General features: G+C 59.7%; 11 protein-coding genes. 2 read left to right on the top strand and 9 right to left on the bottom strand.

Annotation, left to right across the window (positions count from 1 at the left end; all coding sequences use genetic code 11):
- The first annotated feature begins 52 nt into the window (after positions 1-52).
- Positions 53-598, top strand: a complete 546-nt coding sequence (gene orn, locus G494_RS0115380) for an oligoribonuclease (RefSeq protein ID WP_028585234.1) — start codon at positions 53-55, stop codon at positions 596-598.
- A 36-nt stretch (positions 599-634) separates the two neighbouring features.
- Here the strand turns inward: orn and G494_RS0115375 are convergent, their stop codons facing one another.
- A complete protein-coding gene (locus G494_RS0115375; RefSeq protein WP_028585233.1) occupies positions 635-3,124 on the bottom strand; it encodes a glycogen/starch/alpha-glucan phosphorylase in 2,490 nt (829 codons plus the stop codon).
- Positions 3,125-3,449: 325 nt separating this feature from the next.
- On the opposite strand from G494_RS0115375, the gene G494_RS25665 reads away from it, so the two are divergent.
- The gene (locus G494_RS25665) at positions 3,450-5,900 is read left to right on the top strand and encodes a hybrid sensor histidine kinase/response regulator (protein WP_051305754.1); all 2,451 of its coding nucleotides are present in this window, start codon (positions 3,450-3,452) and stop codon (positions 5,898-5,900) included.
- Between the two features lie 47 nt (positions 5,901-5,947).
- Here G494_RS25665 and G494_RS0115365 read toward each other — a convergent pair whose 3' ends face one another.
- The 8 genes from G494_RS0115365 to G494_RS23835 all read right to left on the bottom strand — a co-directional run bounded on the left by G494_RS0115365 (position 5,948) and on the right by G494_RS23835 (position 17,973).
- A complete protein-coding gene (locus tag G494_RS0115365; RefSeq protein ID WP_028585232.1) occupies positions 5,948-7,252 on the bottom strand; it encodes a histone deacetylase family protein in 1,305 nt (434 codons plus the stop codon).
- A 22-nt stretch (positions 7,253-7,274) separates the two neighbouring features.
- Positions 7,275-8,921, bottom strand: a complete 1,647-nt coding sequence (locus tag G494_RS0115360) for a hydantoinase/oxoprolinase family protein (RefSeq protein WP_028585231.1) — start codon at positions 8,919-8,921, stop codon at positions 7,275-7,277.
- Between the two features lie 368 nt (positions 8,922-9,289).
- Complete coding sequence (locus tag G494_RS0115355; protein ID WP_028585230.1) at positions 9,290-11,695, bottom strand: ATP-binding protein; 2,406 nt, start codon at positions 11,693-11,695, stop codon at positions 9,290-9,292.
- 23 nt (positions 11,696-11,718) lie between these two features.
- Positions 11,719-12,270 (bottom strand): YfiR family protein, encoded by a 552-nt coding sequence (locus G494_RS0115350; RefSeq protein WP_028585229.1) that lies wholly within the window; start codon positions 12,268-12,270, stop codon positions 11,719-11,721.
- Positions 12,271-12,282: 12 nt separating this feature from the next.
- On the bottom strand, positions 12,283-14,370 hold the full coding sequence (locus tag G494_RS0115345) for a TonB-dependent receptor plug domain-containing protein (RefSeq protein WP_051305753.1): 2,088 nt from the start codon (positions 14,368-14,370) through the stop codon (positions 12,283-12,285).
- Between the two features lie 525 nt (positions 14,371-14,895).
- The gene (locus G494_RS0115340; protein ID WP_051305752.1) at positions 14,896-15,540 is read right to left on the bottom strand and encodes a flavodoxin family protein; all 645 of its coding nucleotides are present in this window, start codon (positions 15,538-15,540) and stop codon (positions 14,896-14,898) included.
- 88 nt (positions 15,541-15,628) lie between these two features.
- Positions 15,629-16,201 (bottom strand): DNA-3-methyladenine glycosylase I, encoded by a 573-nt coding sequence (locus tag G494_RS0115335; RefSeq protein ID WP_028585226.1) that lies wholly within the window; start codon positions 16,199-16,201, stop codon positions 15,629-15,631.
- A complete protein-coding gene (locus G494_RS23835) occupies positions 16,198-17,973 on the bottom strand; it encodes a hybrid sensor histidine kinase/response regulator (RefSeq protein ID WP_084456940.1) in 1,776 nt (591 codons plus the stop codon). The genes G494_RS0115335 and G494_RS23835 overlap by 4 nt, the downstream gene beginning before the upstream one ends.
- Between the last annotated feature and the right edge of the window lie 378 nt (positions 17,974-18,351).

Raw genomic sequence — 18,351 nt, 5'->3', positions numbered from 1 at the left:
TATTCTGAAATAAGGGAGCACGGCCACACCACGCACCATCCGGAGTATGCGTATGAAGAAAGCCCATGATAACCTGGTCTGGATTGATCTGGAGATGACCGGCCTGGACCCCTTGGCCGATCACATCCTGGAGGTTGCGACCATTGTCACTGCCCCGGATCTGGAGGTCATTGCCGAGGGGCCGGTTCTGGCCATCCACCATCCCGAGGAGATCCTGACGGCCATGGATGAGTGGAACGCTGATCATCACGGCCGCTCCGGGCTGATCAAGCGGGTCCGCAGCAGCAGCTACGATTATCGTCGGGCAGAGTTGGAAACCCTGGCCTTTCTTAAACAGTGGGTCCCTGAGGGGGTCTCCCCCATGTGCGGCAACTCCATTCACCATGACCGTCATTTCCTCAGCCGGCTGATGCCCGAGCTGGAGGCCTTCTTCCACTATCGGATTCTGGATGTCTCCACCATCAAGGAGCTGGCCCATCGTTGGGCACCGAAGCTGGCTGCCGGCTTCAAGAAGCGTCACTGCCACCTGGCCCTGGATGATATCCGGGAGTCCATCGAGGAGCTGCGCTACTACCGGGAGAACTTTTTCGACTCCTGAACCCTCGTCCTCCCGGCAGCGCGTCTGCGGCCCGGCTTACCGTGCCACTTTCACCCCCCAGATCTCCTCGGCATACTCCCTGATGGTCCGGTCACTGGAAAACTTGCCCATCCTGGCCACGTTGAGGATGGACTTGCGATTCCAGGCGGCCGGATCCCGAAAACAGCTGCTCACCTCTCGCTGGCAGTCCAGGTAGGATTCCAGATCCAGGAGCAGCAGGTAGGGGTCGTTTTCATTGAGCAGGTCCTGGACAATGGGGCGAAACAGCTCGGTGTCCCCCTGACTGAAGACCCCGCCGGCAATGGCATCGATAATGTTGCGTATCACCTGGTTCTGTTCATAGATGCTGTAGGGGGTCCGGGATTTATACCGCTTTTCACAGGCCACCTCCTCGGCCGTCATCCCGAAGATAAAGATATTCTCCTCGCCCACCTCTTCCCGGATTTCGATATTGGCCCCATCCAGGGTGCCGATGGTCAGGGCCCCGTTGAGGGCAAACTTCATGTTGCCGGTACCCGAGGCCTCGGTCCCGGCCGTGGATATCTGTTGGGAAAGGTCGGCGGCCGGGATGATCAACTCGGCCAGGGAGACGTTGTAGTTGGGGATAAAGGCCACCTTGAGCAGGTCATTGCTCCGGGGGTCCTTGTTGACCACCTCGGCCACCGAGGTGATCAGCTTGATGATCAGCTTGGCCCGCTGGTACGAGGGGGCGGCCTTGCCGGCAAAGATCACCGTCCGGGGGGTGAGTGCACGCTCGGGCTGGGTGATCAGGCGCTGGTACAACTCGATGATATGGAGAACATTGAGCAGTTGCCGTTTATACTCGTGGATCCGTTTGATCTGGATGTCGAACATGGACTCGGGATTGACCACCACCCCACAGTCGGCGAGGATGATCTCTGCCAGCCGCTCCTTGTTGCTGTGCTGGACGGCCTGCCAGCGGGCCTGGAAGTCAGGGTTGTCGCAGTATGCCTCCAGCCCGTGGAGGGCCTCCAGGTCGGTGACCCAGTCGTAGCCGATGGCCTCGCCGATGAGGTCAGAGAGGCCGGGGTTGCACTTCAACAGCCAGCGTCTCGGAGTGATGCCGTTGGTCTTGGAGTTGAGCTTGGAGGGATACATCTCGTGAAAGTTACGGAAGAGATCCTCCTTGAGCAGCTGGGTGTGGAGCGCGGCCACGCCGTTGACCGAATGGCTGCCGATGATGGCCAGATTGGCCATCCGCACCCGCCTGGGCTCCTGCTCGTCGATCACCGACATCTCCCGGAGTTTGCGGGTGTTTCCCGGGTAGCGGGCGCTGACCTCTTCAAGGAACCTGCGGTTGATCTCGTAGATGATCTCCATGTGACGTGGAAGGACCCTGGAGAGCAGCTCCACTGTCCAGGTCTCCAGGGCCTCGGGCATCAGGGTGTGGTTGGTGTAGGCAAAGGTCTTGGTACAGATGTCCCAGGCCTCGACCCAGCCCAGGCGCTCATCATCCAGCAACAGCCGCATCAGCTCGGGGATGGCGATGGCCGGGTGGGTGTCGTTGAGCTGGACCGCCACCTGGGAGGGAAAGTCGCCAAAGGTCTCGTTCTCTTTACGGTAGCGACGCAGGATATCGTGGAAGGTGGCGGCCACGAAGAAGTACTGCTGCTTGAGCCGCAGCTCCTGGCCTTCCCGGATATCATCGGAGGGGTAGAGTACCTTGGAGATCGTTTCGGAGCGTACCTTCTGTTCCACGGCGTTGATGTAGTCACCGGCATTGAAGATGCTTAAGTCAAGTTCCCTTGAGGCCTTGGCCTTCCACAGCCGCATGTTGATCACATGATCGTTGTTGAATCCCGGGACCAGCAGGTCGCAGGCCATGGCCATGATCACCTCGGTATCGACCCACTGGGAACGGTAGTTGCCGTCCTGGTCGGTGCCGCTGCTCACCCGACCATAGAAGTGCACCGGATACATGAAGGAGGTGCGTTCGTAGAGCCAGGGCGAACCAAGGCGCATCCAGCTGTCCGGGGTCTCCACCTGATAACCGTCTACGATCTTCTGGTTGAACAGGCCGAAGTCATAGAGGATGCCGTAGCCATAGGCCGGGATCTTCATGGTGGCAATGGAATCCATGAAGCAGGAGGCCAGTCGGCCCAGGCCGCCGTTACCCAGGGCTGCGTCCTCCTCGCACTCCCGCAGCTCCTCCAGGTCGTAGCCCAGCTGTTGCAGGGCCTCGCTCACCTTGTCCAGGAGTCCCATGTTGATCAGGGCATTGCCCAGGGAACGGCCGACCAGGAACTCCAGGGAGAGGTAGTAGACCCGTTTCTTTTTCTGGGCATAAAAGGTCTTCTGGGTGTTGATCCACTTTTCCATCAACACATCACGCAGGGCATAGGAGAGGGCCCGGTACACATCCTGATCACCTGCCATCAGTGGGTCCCGGCCCTGAAAACTGACCAGGTGATGCTGGATGCACTGTTTAAACTGCTCTACACTGGTTTTTCCGAAGATTGAAGCGTAGCCGCTGCTGGGCTCGATTATTGCGGTCTGCTGGTTCATATGCTCTCCTTGAGGGTGGCAAGTAACCATAAGGGAATGCTCACAGAACAGTGAGCAGCTGATCTTTCTGAAGTGTACTGCAGCCAAGGACAAATTACCAAGAATAATTGTCTCCTCAGGCAGTTGGACCATTGATCTTGTCTGGGAACGGGATTGACCTTGCCCCTGGTTTGACGCATAATATACACTGTCAACAAGCTAACGACAGCCTCTCCCTGCAAACAGGGCCGGCTGAATATGTTTACGGCAGGCATCCGGCCTGTTCTGGGCCAGGTTCAACTGAGGTCGGAAACAGCTACCTATAATAGCGGGAGGAGGGGAGAGCATGGGAGGAGAGTCGGTCGGCAGAGGAGCCGGAGAGCCGGGTGCCTGGTCCGGCACAGTGGGCTCAGGGGGAGCTCCCCGATTTTTTCGACAGTTACTGGATGAACTCCCGGATCCGGTCTTTGTCAAGGACCGTGACCATTGCTGGCTCTATCTCAATCCGGCGCTCTGTCGTCTGGTCGGTCACCGGGCCGAAGAGATGTTGGGGAAATCTGATTATGATTTTTTCCCCAAGGAGCAGGCAGATGTTTTCTGGGAGATGGATGAGCTGGTCTATACCTCTGGCACCGCCCACACCAATGTGGAGCAGATTCAGGATGCCCAGGGAAATACCCGTACCATCTCTACCCGTAAGTCCCTGATCCGTGATGACCAGGGGCGCAGTCTACTCTATGGTGTTATCTCTGATGTCAGTGAGGTGCATAGCCTTCGTCATCATGAAGTGCAGATGAACAGGGTGCTCAAGAGGCTGGCCCTGGGGGACAGTCTGGAACAGATCCTGGCGATGATCATCGAGATCGCTGAAGCCGAGTTTGCAGGGATGATTGCCTCCATTCTCAGGGTAGATGAGAGTGGTAAACGGCTGGTGCAGGTCGTGCCCTCCCGTCTGCCTGATTCTTTTCAGCAGGCCATCAACAGAACCCCCATTCGAGAGGCGATGGGGGCCTGCGGGACAGCGGCATACCGCAGGCAACGGGTGGTTAGCGTGGATCTTGAGCACCACCCCTTTTGGCAGGGGGTGGTGCTCGAGGTTCGCAAGGCCGGGCTGCAGTCCTGCTGGTCTGAGCCGATCATAGCAAGCAATGGGGTGGTGGTGGGGACTTTTGCCCTCTACTACCGCGCCTTACGGGAGCCGGAAGCTGCAGAGACTCGTCTGATGGAGACCATGGCCCAACTGGCGGCCGTGGCCATGGAGCATCATCAGATGAATCAGGAGGCCCTCCGGCTGAGGCGGATGTTGGGCAATGTCGTTGACTCCATGCCTTCGGTGCTCATCGGGGTAAATCCCGCCGGCCAGGTTAGCCAGTGGAATAAGGAGGCGGAGAAGGTGACCGGCATTCTTCAGCAGGATGCCTTGGGCCGGGACCTGGCCAGCGTCTATCCCCATATCAAAGAGGAGGTGATGGTCGAGGTGCGCAGGGCCATCCATACCCGCCAGGTACAGCCTACCCTCAAGAACAGTCGTCAGGCCGGTGCAGACACCCTCTATGAAGATATCACCATCTATCCGCTGGCTGCCAATGGTACGGAAGGTGCGGTTATCCGGATCGATGATGTCAGTGAGAGGGTTCGTCTGGAAGAGGCCATGATTCAGACCGACAAGTTGATGTCCATCGGGGTGCTGGCCGGCGGTATTGCCCATGATTTCAATAATATTCTGGTGGGGATATTGGCTAACCTGGGCCTGCTCTCCCACGCCCTTGCTCCGGACTGCAGCGAACATGAGCTGGTCGCCAGGACAGAGGGGGCCGCGCTCCGGGCAAGGGGACTGGCCAACCAGCTCCTCACCTTTGCCAAAGGTGGGGTACCCCACTGCCGGGCGATGGACCTGGCAGAGCTCGTCACCGGCTCGGTGCAGTTCGCTCTCACCGGCAGCGATGTCAGATGTGTGTACCGGTTTGGCGAGGATCTCTGGCCGGTTTCTGTGGATGGTGACCAGATCGGTCAGGTAATGCAGAACCTGGTGATCAATGCCAAGCAGGCCATGGCGCCGGGTGGGCAGATCACCATCAGCTGCGTCAATGTTGAGCGAGCGAGCGTATCACTGCCGCCCCTGCTGGGGGGCGAGCGGTATGTCAAGGTTCAGGTGAGGGATAACGGTCCGGGGATACCGGCAGCGGTCATCAAACATATCTTTGACCCCTACTTCAGTACCAAGCAGGATGGCAACGGGTTGGGCCTGGCGGTGTGTCATTCCATCGTCAGCCGACATCAGGGGGTGCTGAACGTGGAGCAGGCCCCCGGTGGAGGCGCCCTGTTCACCTTTTATCTGCCCGTGGCAGAGGAGGCGGAATTGCCCCAGGCGAGCCAGGAGGAGACGCCCAGGGGCAGCGGCACCATCCTGGTGATGGATGACGAGCAGATTGTCCTGGATGCCCTGGCATCGATCCTCGATTTTTTGGGGTATGATGTTCTTCTGGCCCGTGAAGGGGCAGAGGCCCTGCGGATCTATGAACAGGCCCGCAAGGGAGGGAAGCCGCCGGATCTGGTGATTATGGATTTGACCATCCCCTCGGGGATGGGAGGTAAGGAGGCGGTGCAACGGCTGCTGTCCTTGTCAGCCGATGCTCGGGTGGTGGTGACCAGCGGCTATTCCCATGATCCCATTCTCGCAAAATACAGGGACTATGGCTTTGCGGCTGCCCTGAGCAAACCGTTTCGGCTGGCCGAGGTCGCCACCGTGGTCCACCGGCTCCTTAACCAGGGGGAAGAGCCGGGCAAGGATCACTGAGCCCGGCTCAGCCGGTACCGGTCCGGGACAGGACCGGCTGCTGAGACTTACTTCAGCTCATAGAGATCATCGATCCGATCCTGAAGCACCACCTGGCTGTGGCCGTCGCCCGAGCTCTTCTGGAACCGATCCTTGGCCCTGGTGTGACATCTGGGGCAGGCGTTGAAGGGGATGGAAAAGGCGTGGACCTGTCGGTCCAGGCCGGCGGCGGTGATCTCGGTGAAGCCCGGGCAGTGGGGGCAGAGGTGATAGGAACGGCTCTCCCGGACATCAAAGCCGGTGGTATCGTAGTAGATCCGCTTGTCGGTGGTGACCACCCCCTGTTCGGCCTGCTCCCGGCGAAGCTGCTCCCGCCCGGCAAAGAGGGCCACGGCCTGGTCACAGAGCTCGCCGATATAGCTGTTCATCTCCGGGGGCTGGACAAAGTTGGCCGGATCGTAATCCGGTTCCCGTACATGGGAGGTGTCCAGGCCGGCCATGGCCAGGATGATCCCCAGGTTGGTATAGGGCAGGGCGCCTTCGATGGAGTAGCCGCCCTCCAGGACACAGATATCCGGATTGAGCCGTCGGTTGAGCCGGGCATAGCCCTGGGCAGTGAAGTTCATGTTGGTGATGGGGTCGGTGTAGTGGTTATCCTGGCCTGCAGAGTTGATGATCAGCTCCGGTTCAAAGGCATCCAGGATGGGCATGATGGCCCGTTCCATGGCCATATCAAAGCCCTCTTCCGAGGTCTCCGGCGGCAGGGGCAGGTTGATGGTGTAGCCAGGTGCCGAAGGTCCCCCGGACTCATGGAGAAAACCGCTCCCCGGGTAGAGGGTGCGGCCGTCCTGGTGCAGCGAGATGAAGAGGGTGTCGGGATCGTTGTAGAAGATATCCTGGGTCCCGTCCCCATGGTGGCAGTCGGTATCGACGATGGCGATCTTGCGGATACCGTAGTGACGGCGGATATACTCCACCATGATGGCCTCGATGTTGACGATACAGAAGCCGCGATCACCAAACACGGTCTGCATGGCATGGTGACCCGGTGGGCGGACCACTGCAAAGGCCTTCTCCACCTCCCGCTCCATCACCGCCCTGGCCGCCCGGATGGCGCCTCCGGCCGAGATCAGGTGGGATTCGGTGAGCAGTTTCCTGGATGAGGGCACACAGAGATGGACCCGGTCGATGTCGTGGTGGGCGGCGATCTCCGGGTTGAAGAAGGAGATGTTGTTCACATCCTCCAGCCCCTCCTCGATGAGCTGGTCCTTGGTGTAGAGCAACCGCTCCTCCCGTTCCGGATGGGTGGGGCTGATACACCAGTCAAAGGCGGGAAAGAGGACCAGGCCGGTGGAGGTGGGGGCCGAGGGCATACATCTGCTCATGGTGTCACTCCTATAGTTGTTCCAGACCTGGGCGGATCTGTGCTTTCAGGGAGATGATTTTTCCAGAGGTACGGAAACCACGGACCGTGTTCATCTCCTGACGTTCGAGAAAATCGATTTCCGGCAGTGTGCCGATGCCCCGTTCTTCGGCCAGAGCGGTGATGACTTCCATCACTTTTTTTTCCGCATCCTCCATGTCAAAGTAGCTGCGGATCTTCTCCCGACAGCCGGTTTCCGGGATGGAGAGGCTGCCGTCGGCGGTGTCGGCATAGAGACTGACCTGGAGGGTGGCTCTGGTTCTGGCCGAACCGATGGCATTGGCCACCTCAAAGTGGAGCGGCACCGTGCAGGGCAGCTGGAAGACCTGGCCAAGGGGTGCTGCCATGGCCTGGGCCGGTCCGCCGACCACGATCACTTCCCGGGGATGGATTTTTTTGCGCTCCAGCAGGGCGGCCACGGTGTAGACCGGTCGGTCAAAGAGCTCCTCAATCATCTCTGCCACCGCCTCTCGGACCTGCTCGGCAAAGGCGGCCAGCAGTTGGCCGGCCACCTCTTCGGCCGGCTGCTCCGGGTCCAGCAGGGCCATGGCCGCCCTGGCCTGTTGCCTGGACCCCGCTTCAATGGCACCCAGAACGATCATCGCATCCGTGGGGGTAGGAACAGGGCCGCCAAAACCCATGGGCGGCCCAAGCTTGTGGGGACCGATGGTAAATCCGGCCACATCCAGAGCAACAGCGCTGTCACCGCCCAGGCCGATGCTGCGGGTATTCAGGGAGCGGATCAGGGTGGGGCGCTCCTTGATGGTGACCCCATAGGGCTCCAGCAGGGGGGTGCCGTGGGCCAGGATGCCGATGTCGGTGGTGGTGCCGCCGATGTCCAGGAGGATGGCATCCTCCTGGCTTGGGGTCAGGGCCAGGCAGCCCATGACGCTGGCCGAAGGGCCGGAGTGGACACTCTCACAGGGGAAGTGGCCGGCCGTGGCAAAGGGGATGGTGCCGCCGTCGGCCTTGAGGATATGGCAGGGGCAGTCGAGCTGGAGTCGCTCCAGGCCCTGGTCCATGGCCTCCTGAAAACTGCTGAAGCGTGATTTCAGGGCAGCGTTGAGCCAGGTGGTGTAGACCCGGCGGGGAAAGTTGGGCAGCCCTGAGATCCGGTGGCCCATGCTGCTGTGGGCAAAGTGGGGTTTCACCTGGTCGTGGACCAGTTCTTCGTGGCCGTTGTTACGGTGGGAGAATTTGGTGACAATCCCCACACTCTCGAGCCGCTCGCGGCCAAAGCGGGCCACGGCCTGGTCGATCAGGTCCTGGTCCGGTTTCTTGACCACTTTGCCCCGATGATCGATGGCCCCGTCCAACCAGCAGACATGGTCACCGCAGTTGAGAAATTCCGGATTCATCCCCGGACCGGCCTGGATGAACATTCCCACCTCGTCCAGGGCATCGTTGACGATGGCGTTGGTGCAGAGGGTGGTGCTGAGATGGATGGCCCCAGGTTTGGCAGGCGGCTCAGGGAGCAGGCTCCTGAGTAGGGTGATGATGGCTTCACTCAGTTTTTCCTGATCCACCGGGACCTTGTTCTTGGTCAGGACCTGGTCTCCGTCAAGGAGTACCCCGTCCGCATGGGTACCGCCTACATCAATACCAATAATGAGCGCCATCGTTACCTCGCAGGTTGCAGTGCAGCCGGGCAGGCCCGCCTGGGGCTGAGCCTGGCGGGCGCTGCTGCATCTTCTCGTTGGGAAAAGGGAGAATCCTTCCTGTCACCATAATCTCAACCCCCGGGCCATGACAAGCAAATTCTCGGCAGTGACGCTGGCCTGGTACTTCGGAATCACGAGCAAAAAAGTAATCAGGGCCATTGCTTGGGATGGCTATTCCGCCGGTTACATCAAGGCGGGCAGCTCCCGGCTCTCCCGTTGTTACCCCACCCCCCTGTTCCAGAACGGCAACTGCTTGCTCGGGCAGAGGAGGCGTGCTGGAAAGACGGTTGTCCCGGGGTGGATCGCCTTGGCTTGTTTTCCGGGGATCAATCCTGGTCCTCTTGGCAGCTGCAGAAATTTCTGAGGTCCCTGTTGAGTTGTTCAACCAGGACGGCATAGGGCAGATCCTGTTTATTCCTGGCGCCCAGGTCTATCTCCTCAGCCAGCTTGGCCGGGGTAACCAGGCCCAGTTGGAGCAGGGTACCCTTGAGGGTGTGGGCAGCAATTCCCAAGGCAGGATAGTCGAGGATCCCTGCGGCCAGGACAGCCTTTTCCAGGTTGGACCGGATGCTCTTGACGGCGGCCTCCATCATCTGGGGGATTTGTTCTGCGGGCAGGTTGGTGCTCTGCTGGAGGAAGGTCGCTGCGCCGGCAAAGGCGCTCTCCGCAGCCCTGCCGCTCTCTGTCTGCCTGCGCTTCCCCTCTGGTTGAAGGGTGCTGCTCTTGCCTGGCTCTGGCTCCTCACCGACCAGTTCGGCCAAGAGGGCGGTCAACTGCTGGGGCTGAAAGGGTTTGGTGATGTACTGGTCCATGCCGGCTGCCAGACACATCTCCTGGTCACCGCTGAGGGCATGGGCTGTCATGGCGATGATCGGCAGATGTCGACCTGCCAGTCCTTGTCTGAGTCTGGCCAGCAGTGGGGCGGGCAAGTCATGTTTCACGGCTTTGCCCTGCTCCAGGGAGCGGATGATGGTCGAGGTGGTCAATCCATCCAACAGGGGCATCTGTACATCCATCAGGATCAGATCGAATGTTTTTTCTGCCAGTATCTCAAGGGCATCGAGGCCGTTTTCAGCAGCCGTAACCTGGTGGTATTGCTGGAGGGTCATCCTGGCAACATCCCGATTGACCGTATTGTCATCCACCACCAGGATGGCCAGGTTCCTCGGTTGTTGTCTGTCCGCTGCAAGGGGGGCAGAGGAGAGGGGCTGCTGTTGCGGGTTGCCCGGTTTAAGGGCAAGGCTGAATTGAAAGGTGCTGCCGTCATCGGGCCTGCTTTCGACCCAGATCGCTCCACCCATCAGCTGGACCAACTGCTTGCTGATGGACAGGCCCAGTCCGGATCCTCCGTACTGGCGGCTATACGAGCTGTCTTCCTGTTCAAAACTGTTGAAGATCTGCTCGAGTTTATCCGCAGCTATGCCGATCCCGGTGTCGGCGACACTGAAGAGCAGGGTGACGGTGTTGCCATCTCCAGCCGGCTCGGCAGAGGTGACGGTGATGGTGACCCCACCCTGGTGGGTGAATTTGATGGCATTGCCCACCAGGTTGATCAGGATCTGATGGATGCGGAGGTCATCGCCGATCAGGACCTCGGGCAGGTTCGGCGCCTGGTGAGCGTCCAGGTGCAGCCCCTTTTCCTGGGCCTGGACCGCCATGGTGGCCACAATGGTATCCAGGAGTTGGCCAAGGTGGAAGGGGTGGGTGTCAATCTGCAGTTGGCCGGCCTCGATCTTGGAAAAATCAAGGATGTCATTCAAGATACCCATGAGGCTCTCTGCCGACTGCTTTACCGTGGTCAGAAAGTGGTGCTGTTGTTCTTCTTGGTCAGGAAACTCCATGGCCAGGTTGGTCATGCCGATGATGGCGTTCATCGGGGTTCGGATTTCATGACTCATGTTGGCCAGGAACTGGCTCTTTGCCTGGTTTGCCGCCTCTGCTTTGTCCTTGGCCACCTGGAGGTCCTCGCTCTTTTGGCGGAGATCCGTGGTTCGCAGGGCCACCTGCTTCTCCAGGTGGGTATCGCGTTTCTGGATCTGCTCCAGCATATCGTTGAAGCCTTTGGCCAGGACACCCAGCTCGTCTTGGGCCGCAACGTCGGCCCGGACCCTGTAGTCACGCTCCTGGCTGATGGTCTGGGTCAGCCGGGAAAGGGCGGCGATGGGATCGATGATCACCTTGAGCAGGCGCGAGGAGAGGACCATGGCCACGGCCAGGCCGAAGAGCAGGACCGTGCTCATGAGCAGGCCGATGATCAGGATGTTTTTTCGGGTCTTGGTCAGGTCGGTCAGGATGACCAGGCTGCCGATTTTCTCTTCTGCCAAGACGATCGCTTGGACGATGATGGCCTGGTTGGCTGCGAAGAAAAGGCCTTTGCCGGTGGTCGCGTCGGCAGGTGGTGCCTGCCTGTGGACGGGCTTGTCGCGCTGGTACTCGGCCAGGAGGGCCATGTTGCTATCATAGATGCGGCCGCTGGTGATGGAGGCCTTGGCCCCCAGGGACTCCAGGATGGTCTGCAGGGCCTGGTGGTCTTCAAAGACGATACCGGCCCGGCTGTTGGTGGCAATGACCTGGGCCAGGGTCTGGGTTTCATCGCTGAGCTGCCGGTGGATCAGCTGCCTCTGTATCAGGAAAGAGGCCGAGGTCGCCAGGATCAGGGCCAGGGCGCAGGACAGGAGGACAATGGTGTAGAGCTTGAAGCGGATCGGGAGTTGGAAAAACCAGCGTCTCATGGCCTGATGACTCCTCTTGAAGACTAATAAACGGCTGCAGCAAGGTCAAGCAGGGCGGCCCTCGCCTGGATACCCTGCTGCTTTAACACCGTGTTGTTGATGATAAAGGAGAGTCGGTCGTTCTGGACGACAAATTCAATCCCGCCCCCGGCCCGGGCAAAGTCCCGGATATCGCTGACCGTGACTACGGCCTGGCTGGCTGTCAGTGCTGCCAGCAGATCCAGGGCCCTTTGTTCGGACCTGCCGACATAGAGCAGGTGGCAGCGGGGTACCTGCTCCAGGGAGGGGACAGTGAGCACTCGAAGGGGACGCTCCCCGATGGTGCGTTGGCTCAGCTCATCCAGGGCCGAGCCAAAGGGGTCGTTGCCCGCCACACAGAGGATAAGCTCCGGCTGTCCCTCGGGAAATGCCTGCTGGGGCCAGCTGATAAAACGGATGAAGTTGACCAGAAAACCGGCCTTGAGCTGGTATTCATGGGAGGGCCCGGCCCAGCAGACGGCCAGGGGGAGTGCCTGGAACAGCATCAGGCAGAGCAACAGCCTGCGCAGGGGGTCTATTCTGGTTCGCTGCTGCATCACCCTATCTGCCTAGAAGCACCAGCTGATCTTGGCATAAACACTGCGTTCGATCTCCGTGGGAGGCGTCACCAGCTCTGTGATATACTGCAGCTGACTGGAATTGAGCAGATTCTGTCCCACCAGCATCAACTCCAGATCCTCCCTGGGCTTCCAGATCAGGTTGAGATCCAGGAGGATGTGGGAGGGAATAGGGGAGAGGGTGTTGTGGGCCAGGGAGGTGCTGCCCTGGATCTGGTCCAGATAACGGAGCCAGCCGTTGAGCTGCCACTGCTCGTTGAGGTCCAGGGAGGCGCGGAGGGAGGCCTGGTGCCTGGGAGTGGTGACCTCAGAGAGATCAACCCCATCGGCCCCTGCCTCCGGGATGCCCTTTTCCTCCAGGTTCAGCTCCTGGTAGCCGTAGGTCAGGGTCAGGGCAAGGGCCCGGCTGGCCTGCCAGTTGAGGGCGAGTTCCAGGCCGTAGCCTTCCCCTTCCAGGTTGCCGCTCCAGACCTGGTTCAGGTCAGGCGGGTCCCGGCGGGGGACGGTTCCGTAGATCTGATCATAGTCGTTGTAGTAGAGGGCCAGGTCCAGAAAGAGCTGGGAGGTGGCCTGCCAGCGGTAGCCGGCCTCGTAGGCGAGCAGCTCTTCGCTGCCGATCTCCTGGTTGCCGACGAACTGGACCCTGCCGGTGCCCAGCGGCGTGGGGTAGGCGCCTACGGTGAAGGCGCCTCCGTATTCGACCATGGAGGGGGTGCGCACTGCCCGGGCCAGGGAGGCCCAGATGGAGTGCTGTTCAGCGGGCTTCCAGAGGAGTCGGCCGCTGGGTTGCCATTCGCTGCCGGTGTAGTCGTTATGTTCATACTTGCTCCCCAGGGTCAGCCAGAGGCGCTCGGGAAGCAGGGATATCTGGTCCTGGAGAAAGACGGAGTAGAGGTCCTTGGTCTGATCGGGAATCCGAATCTGGAAAGAGGTGGAGAAGCTGCCGTGAATCCTGCGAAAGCCGGCACCCATGGTCAGGCTGTTGCGGGGGCCCAGCTCGGTTTCATACTGCAGGTCCAGATCCAGGATCTGGAAGGTCTGTGTATAGGTGGACTCTTCCCTATGGGTATAGTCATAGTAGCTCTTCAAGGTGAGCCGATCGCCGTTGTTTGAGCTGCGCTGCCAGGAGCCGGTGAGGTTACCCCCCTCTGCAGACTGGGTACAGTAGTTGACCGTGGCATAGGGAGGGCGATCGATCCAGAAGGGGGCGATGATCTGGTCCCCCTGGTTCTTGAAGAGGTCCCCCTGGAGGGTCCATTGAGAGGAGGCCTCCTCCTCCCCGTCCATCCGGAAGCCTGTCTGCAGGTTTTGCCAGCCGTCATAGCCATCTTCCTGACTGGCTGCCAGGATATTGCTGTCCCGATCATCGGCGCTGAGATAGAGGCGGGCAAAGGTGTGGTCGTTGATTTTGGTGCCATAACGGGCTCCTGCCGTGAACTTATCCTGATTGCCTGCGCCCAGCCGGAGGAGTCCTCCCTGGGTCTCCTGGGCTTTTTTGGTGATAATGTTGATGACCCCGTTGACCGCGTTGGCTCCCCAGAGCGTGCCGCCAGGGCCGCGGATGACTTCGATTCGGTCGATGTCTTCCAACAGGGTGTGTTGCATATCCCAGAAGGTGCCGCTAAAGGCGGGAGTATAGACCGAGCGGCCATCGATCATCACCAACAGCTTGTTGGAGGTATAGCCGGCAAAGCCCCGGGCAGAGACGGACCACTTACTGGAACTGATTCGGGCGACCTGGAGCCCCGGGGCCAGGGCCAGGGCCTCGGGAATGGAGGTCACCCCGGAGCGGTGAATGTCTTCCTGGCTGATCACGAAGATGGCTGCAGCCGCATCGGCCAGCAGCTGTGGCTTCTTGGCAACCGAGGTGATGGTCACCTCCATCAGCTGGGTCAGGTCCATGTCCAGATACTTGTTGGCTGCGGTTTCAGCGGTTGACGGCAGCAGCCAGCCGAGGATGCAGGTCAGCAGGAGCAGCTTCCAGCTGCGACCTGATCGTGGGGTGGTGACTGCTGAGGGGAAGGTGGTCGAAGAGGGAGACAGGGGGGTAGGGATACGACCAGGGAGAGCCGTTCTCATGGTTCTTCCCGGTGGCAGCGACCTGGGGTATGGGCTATCTCTGCGCTTGGTTTGAGTGGCTCTCCAGGATATCTCAATAGTGGCTCTCCATAGCAGAACAGCTGCTGTCTTGATAGTATAACGGATTGAAAGACAAAAGTAAAAAAGGAACTGTAGGGATTCACATTGAAGAATGGTGGAGTCCCTGGTTTGATATCCAGGTAGGTTGTCTCCCGGCTGTCCTGAGTCCCCTGCATCGCTTAAGGACTTGGTCGTCGTGTAGGCCTGTTGTTTGCGGATCTGCTTTAACAGCAGACGACTGTTGCTATGAACGGTGATGGCTGACAAGAGGGAATGGCCTTGAAACCGAGCTATGAAGAGTTAGAGCAGCGGCTGCAGGAGTTGGAGAGAGAGCGGCCAGGAGAAGATCGTTTTTATTCCCTGACCAGGCTCTCTCCCGGAGGGATCTGTCAGACCGATACCGGCGGTGACTGTATCTCTTGCCAATGCTGCCTGGTTGGCAATGGCAGGGAGCGGTTCAGCGTCTCAGGGAGCCAGCGACTCGGCGAGTCTGCTCCCAAGGGCCTGGGCCTGGTCCAGGAGCTGAGGCTGCTGGGCGATTTTGCCGCCGGCAAAGATACGAAATATCGGTAACTCAGCTACAATCTCGTATCCCAGGGCCTCGAGGGGGCGGCGCATGGCCTCCAGGGTAAAGCCCATGTCGTCCCGATTTTCCTGTTCACAGACCGCCCCCAGGACGGCCTTGCGCCCCTGACCGGCCAGTTGACTCGACCAAGCCCTGGGGCATTGCTGGTCAAAGGTGTAGAAACAGTAGAGGCGGTCAATGAAGGCCTTCATCCAGGCGGTAATATTATAGTTATGGGTGGGGGAGACCAGGACCAGGCCTTGGGAACGGATCAGGTCGGGATAGATCAGCGACATGCCATCCCGGAGTCCGGTGCAGATACGGTCCTTTCTGCAGCGTTCACAGCCGATACAACCCTGGAACTGGCAGTCTCTGAGTTCAAGGGCCTGGCTGCTCAGCCCTGCCTGCTCAACCCCTTTGAGCAGCCGGTGGAGCAGGATGGTTGAGTTGCTTTTTTTCCTCGGGCTGCCGCCTATCCCCAGGACCTGGGGGCGGGGATCGAGGGGCTGGTTGAGGGGGCTGGAAAAGTCAGGAGTGGATCTCATTATCGCACCTCATGATTGCTGCCTGCAGAAGCCCGGGCAAACCAGCCGAACAGCCTGGCCGGCTTTTGAGAGAAGGGCAGGGCTGGGGTTATCGGCTAAGTTGTTGGATCTCTTGATGACGGAAACAGTCGATGGTGTGATCATTCACCATGCCAATGGCCTGCATCAGGGAGTAGCAGATGGTGGGACCGACAAAGTTGAAGCCGCGACCCTTCAAGTCCTTGCTCATGAGCAGGGACAGGGCGGTCGATGTCGGTATCTTGTCGACCGACGGCCAACGGTTCTGGAGAGGGACGCCATCGACATAGCGCCAGAGGTAGGCGTCCAGGGAGCCATACTCTTCCTGGAGTTTGATCGTGCCCCGGGCATTTTTTATGATTGCCTCTATCTTTAAACGGTTACGGATAATGCCGGCGTCAGCCAGGAGTCGCTCCACCTGGTCCGTACCATAGGCGGCAATGAGCTGAGGGTCAAAGTCGTCCAGGGCCTGGCGATAGTTTTCCCGTTTCTTGAGGATGGTCAGCCAGCTGAGTCCTGCCTGGGCGCCTTCCAGGAGGAGCATCTCAAAGAGATGACGATCGTCGTGGGCAGGGACGCCCCATTCAGCGTCGTGGTACTGTTGATAGAGTGGGTCTGCTGTCACCCAGGTGCATCGTTTCATGGTTCCTTGCCGACAGGGGGCTGTTCGCTGAGTTGATCAATGGTTGCCTGCAGTTCTGCCATCACAAAGGGCTTGGAGATGGTGGCGCTGAAGCCGTGTTGGCGGTAGTTGGTTAAGACGCTGTCATTGGAGTAACCACTGGTGACGATGGCCTTGGCTTCCGGGGTGAGTGCCAAAATCCGTTGCAGCACCTCTCTGCCTCCCATGCAGCCGGGCAGGGTAAGATCCAGGATAAGAATATCGATGGGATGGGCGCTGCCGTGATGATGTTGGTAGAGTTCCAGGGCCTCATGGCCACTCTTGGCCAGTACGGGCTCGTGTCCAAATTGTAACAGCATCTGTTGGGAAAGGTCCAGGATAAACGGGTCATCATCCATCACCATGACTCTCTTTGCTGCGGCGCTCACTCGGGCCGCCTGTTCCCGGTGTCTGGCAATGGTCTGCTCCCTTGCTGCCGGCAGAGAGATCCTAAAGCTGGTCCCCTGGTTCGGCTGTGACTCCACCTCGAGGCCGCCGCCATGCTTCTGAATGATGGAATGGCTGATCGCCAGACCAAGACCGTTGCCCTCTGCCTTGGTCGTGTAGTAGGGGTCGAATATTTTATCCAGGTTCTCTGCCGGGATACCCGGGCCACTGTCTGTGATCGTAATCTGCAGAGCCTTCCCCCTGGGCTGAGAAGAGCACGCTGCACCGGAACTGTCGGCAACATTGGCGGCAATGATCCGGATGGTGCCTCCTTCGGGCATGGCCTGCCGGGCATTGAGGACGATGTTTTGGATGACCTGGCTGATTTGACCGGGGTCTATTTCGGCCAGCCAGAGTTCCGGGGGAAGGCTGTACTCGCAGGCAACAGGGCTGCCATGGAGGATGAACCCGGCAGAGTCGGTAATGATCTTGGCGACAGAGGCCGTGGTTGGTATGGGCTCGCCTCCCTTGGAAAAGGTGAGCAGTTGTTTGGTCAGGTCCCTGGCGCGAAAGGAGGCCTGTTGTGCCCGGTGCAGGAGGGGGCGGGCCCGGCTATCCGCTGCCAGGTAGGTCCCTGCCAGATCGATGTTGCCATGGATGCCCATGAGGATGTTGTTGAAATCATGGGCAATGCCGCCGGCGAGTACTCCCGGGGATTCCAGTTTCCTGACCTTGAAGAGTTCTTCGGCGGTTCGCCGTTCTTCGCTGACATCCCGAAACACCAGTACCGTTCCCAAGAGCCTGCTGCCCTGGTCAAATATCGGCGCACAGCGTTCTTCAACAGGGTAGGGGGGGGCGTTCTTGGCCACCAGCAGGGCCGAGACCGTGGCGGAGCAGATTGCCTTTGAGCTTAGAACCTGTTCCACCGGGGAGGGACAGGGGCGGCCGCTCTGTTCGTGGATGAGCGGGAATACCTCTGCCGCTGGTTGGCCGAACGCCTCCTCCTGGCTCCAGCCCGTCAGTTGTTCGCCCACCCTGTTGATCAACATGACCCTGGCATCGATATCGGTGGTGATCACCCCATCGCCGATGCTGCCCAAGGTGACCGCCAGGCTGTTTTTCTGGGAAACAAGTTCCTGCTCGATGTCCCTGCGATGGCGGATTTCCGCCTCCAGGGCCGCTGTCTTGGCCAGCCACTGTTCTTTCATCTGTCCCAGCAGGAAGCCGGAGGCCGCCCCCACGGCGGCAGGGATCAGGTAGCGGTACCAGTCTTCGCTGTGTCCGCTGCCGCTGAGCGCCAATCTTCCCAGAAGAGGGATCAGGCCCATTCCGATAAGGCAATAGCTATAACGGTATCTCAGCTGCATTGCATAGTCTCTCTCCCGGCCCCTGGGTTGGGGAAACACCTTCAGCAGAGGCGATTCGTTACCGGGAAGAGTCTCGGTGAACCGCAGTTTCCCCTTGCTTCCCTTGTTCCTTGTGCCTGATGTTCCGTTCCTGTGGAGGGTGTCGTCGTCATCCTGCTCTTGTTCCGATATATAGGATGCTGCTGGGGATGGCAAGAAAATTGCCGGCAGCGGCTCTGCCCAGCACCAAGGGGGGAACAGGCGGGCGTTCTGGATATATCTTGGGAGAAAGGCTGCGGCAGGCTCAAGGTTTGAGGTGGCTCCTCTCCCTTCCTGGCAGATTGAGCCTGGATTTGTGCTCGCTTATGGGGTGTGGATCCTCTGCTCAGGTCTTGCCCT

Origin of the sequence: Desulfogranum mediterraneum DSM 13871 (genome assembly GCF_000429965.1) — a bacterium.
GTDB lineage: Bacteria > Desulfobacterota > Desulfobulbia > Desulfobulbales > Desulfobulbaceae > Desulfogranum > Desulfogranum mediterraneum.
The sequence above is the reverse complement of the archived record's forward strand: the minus strand, read 5'-3'. Positions and strand labels throughout refer to the sequence as shown.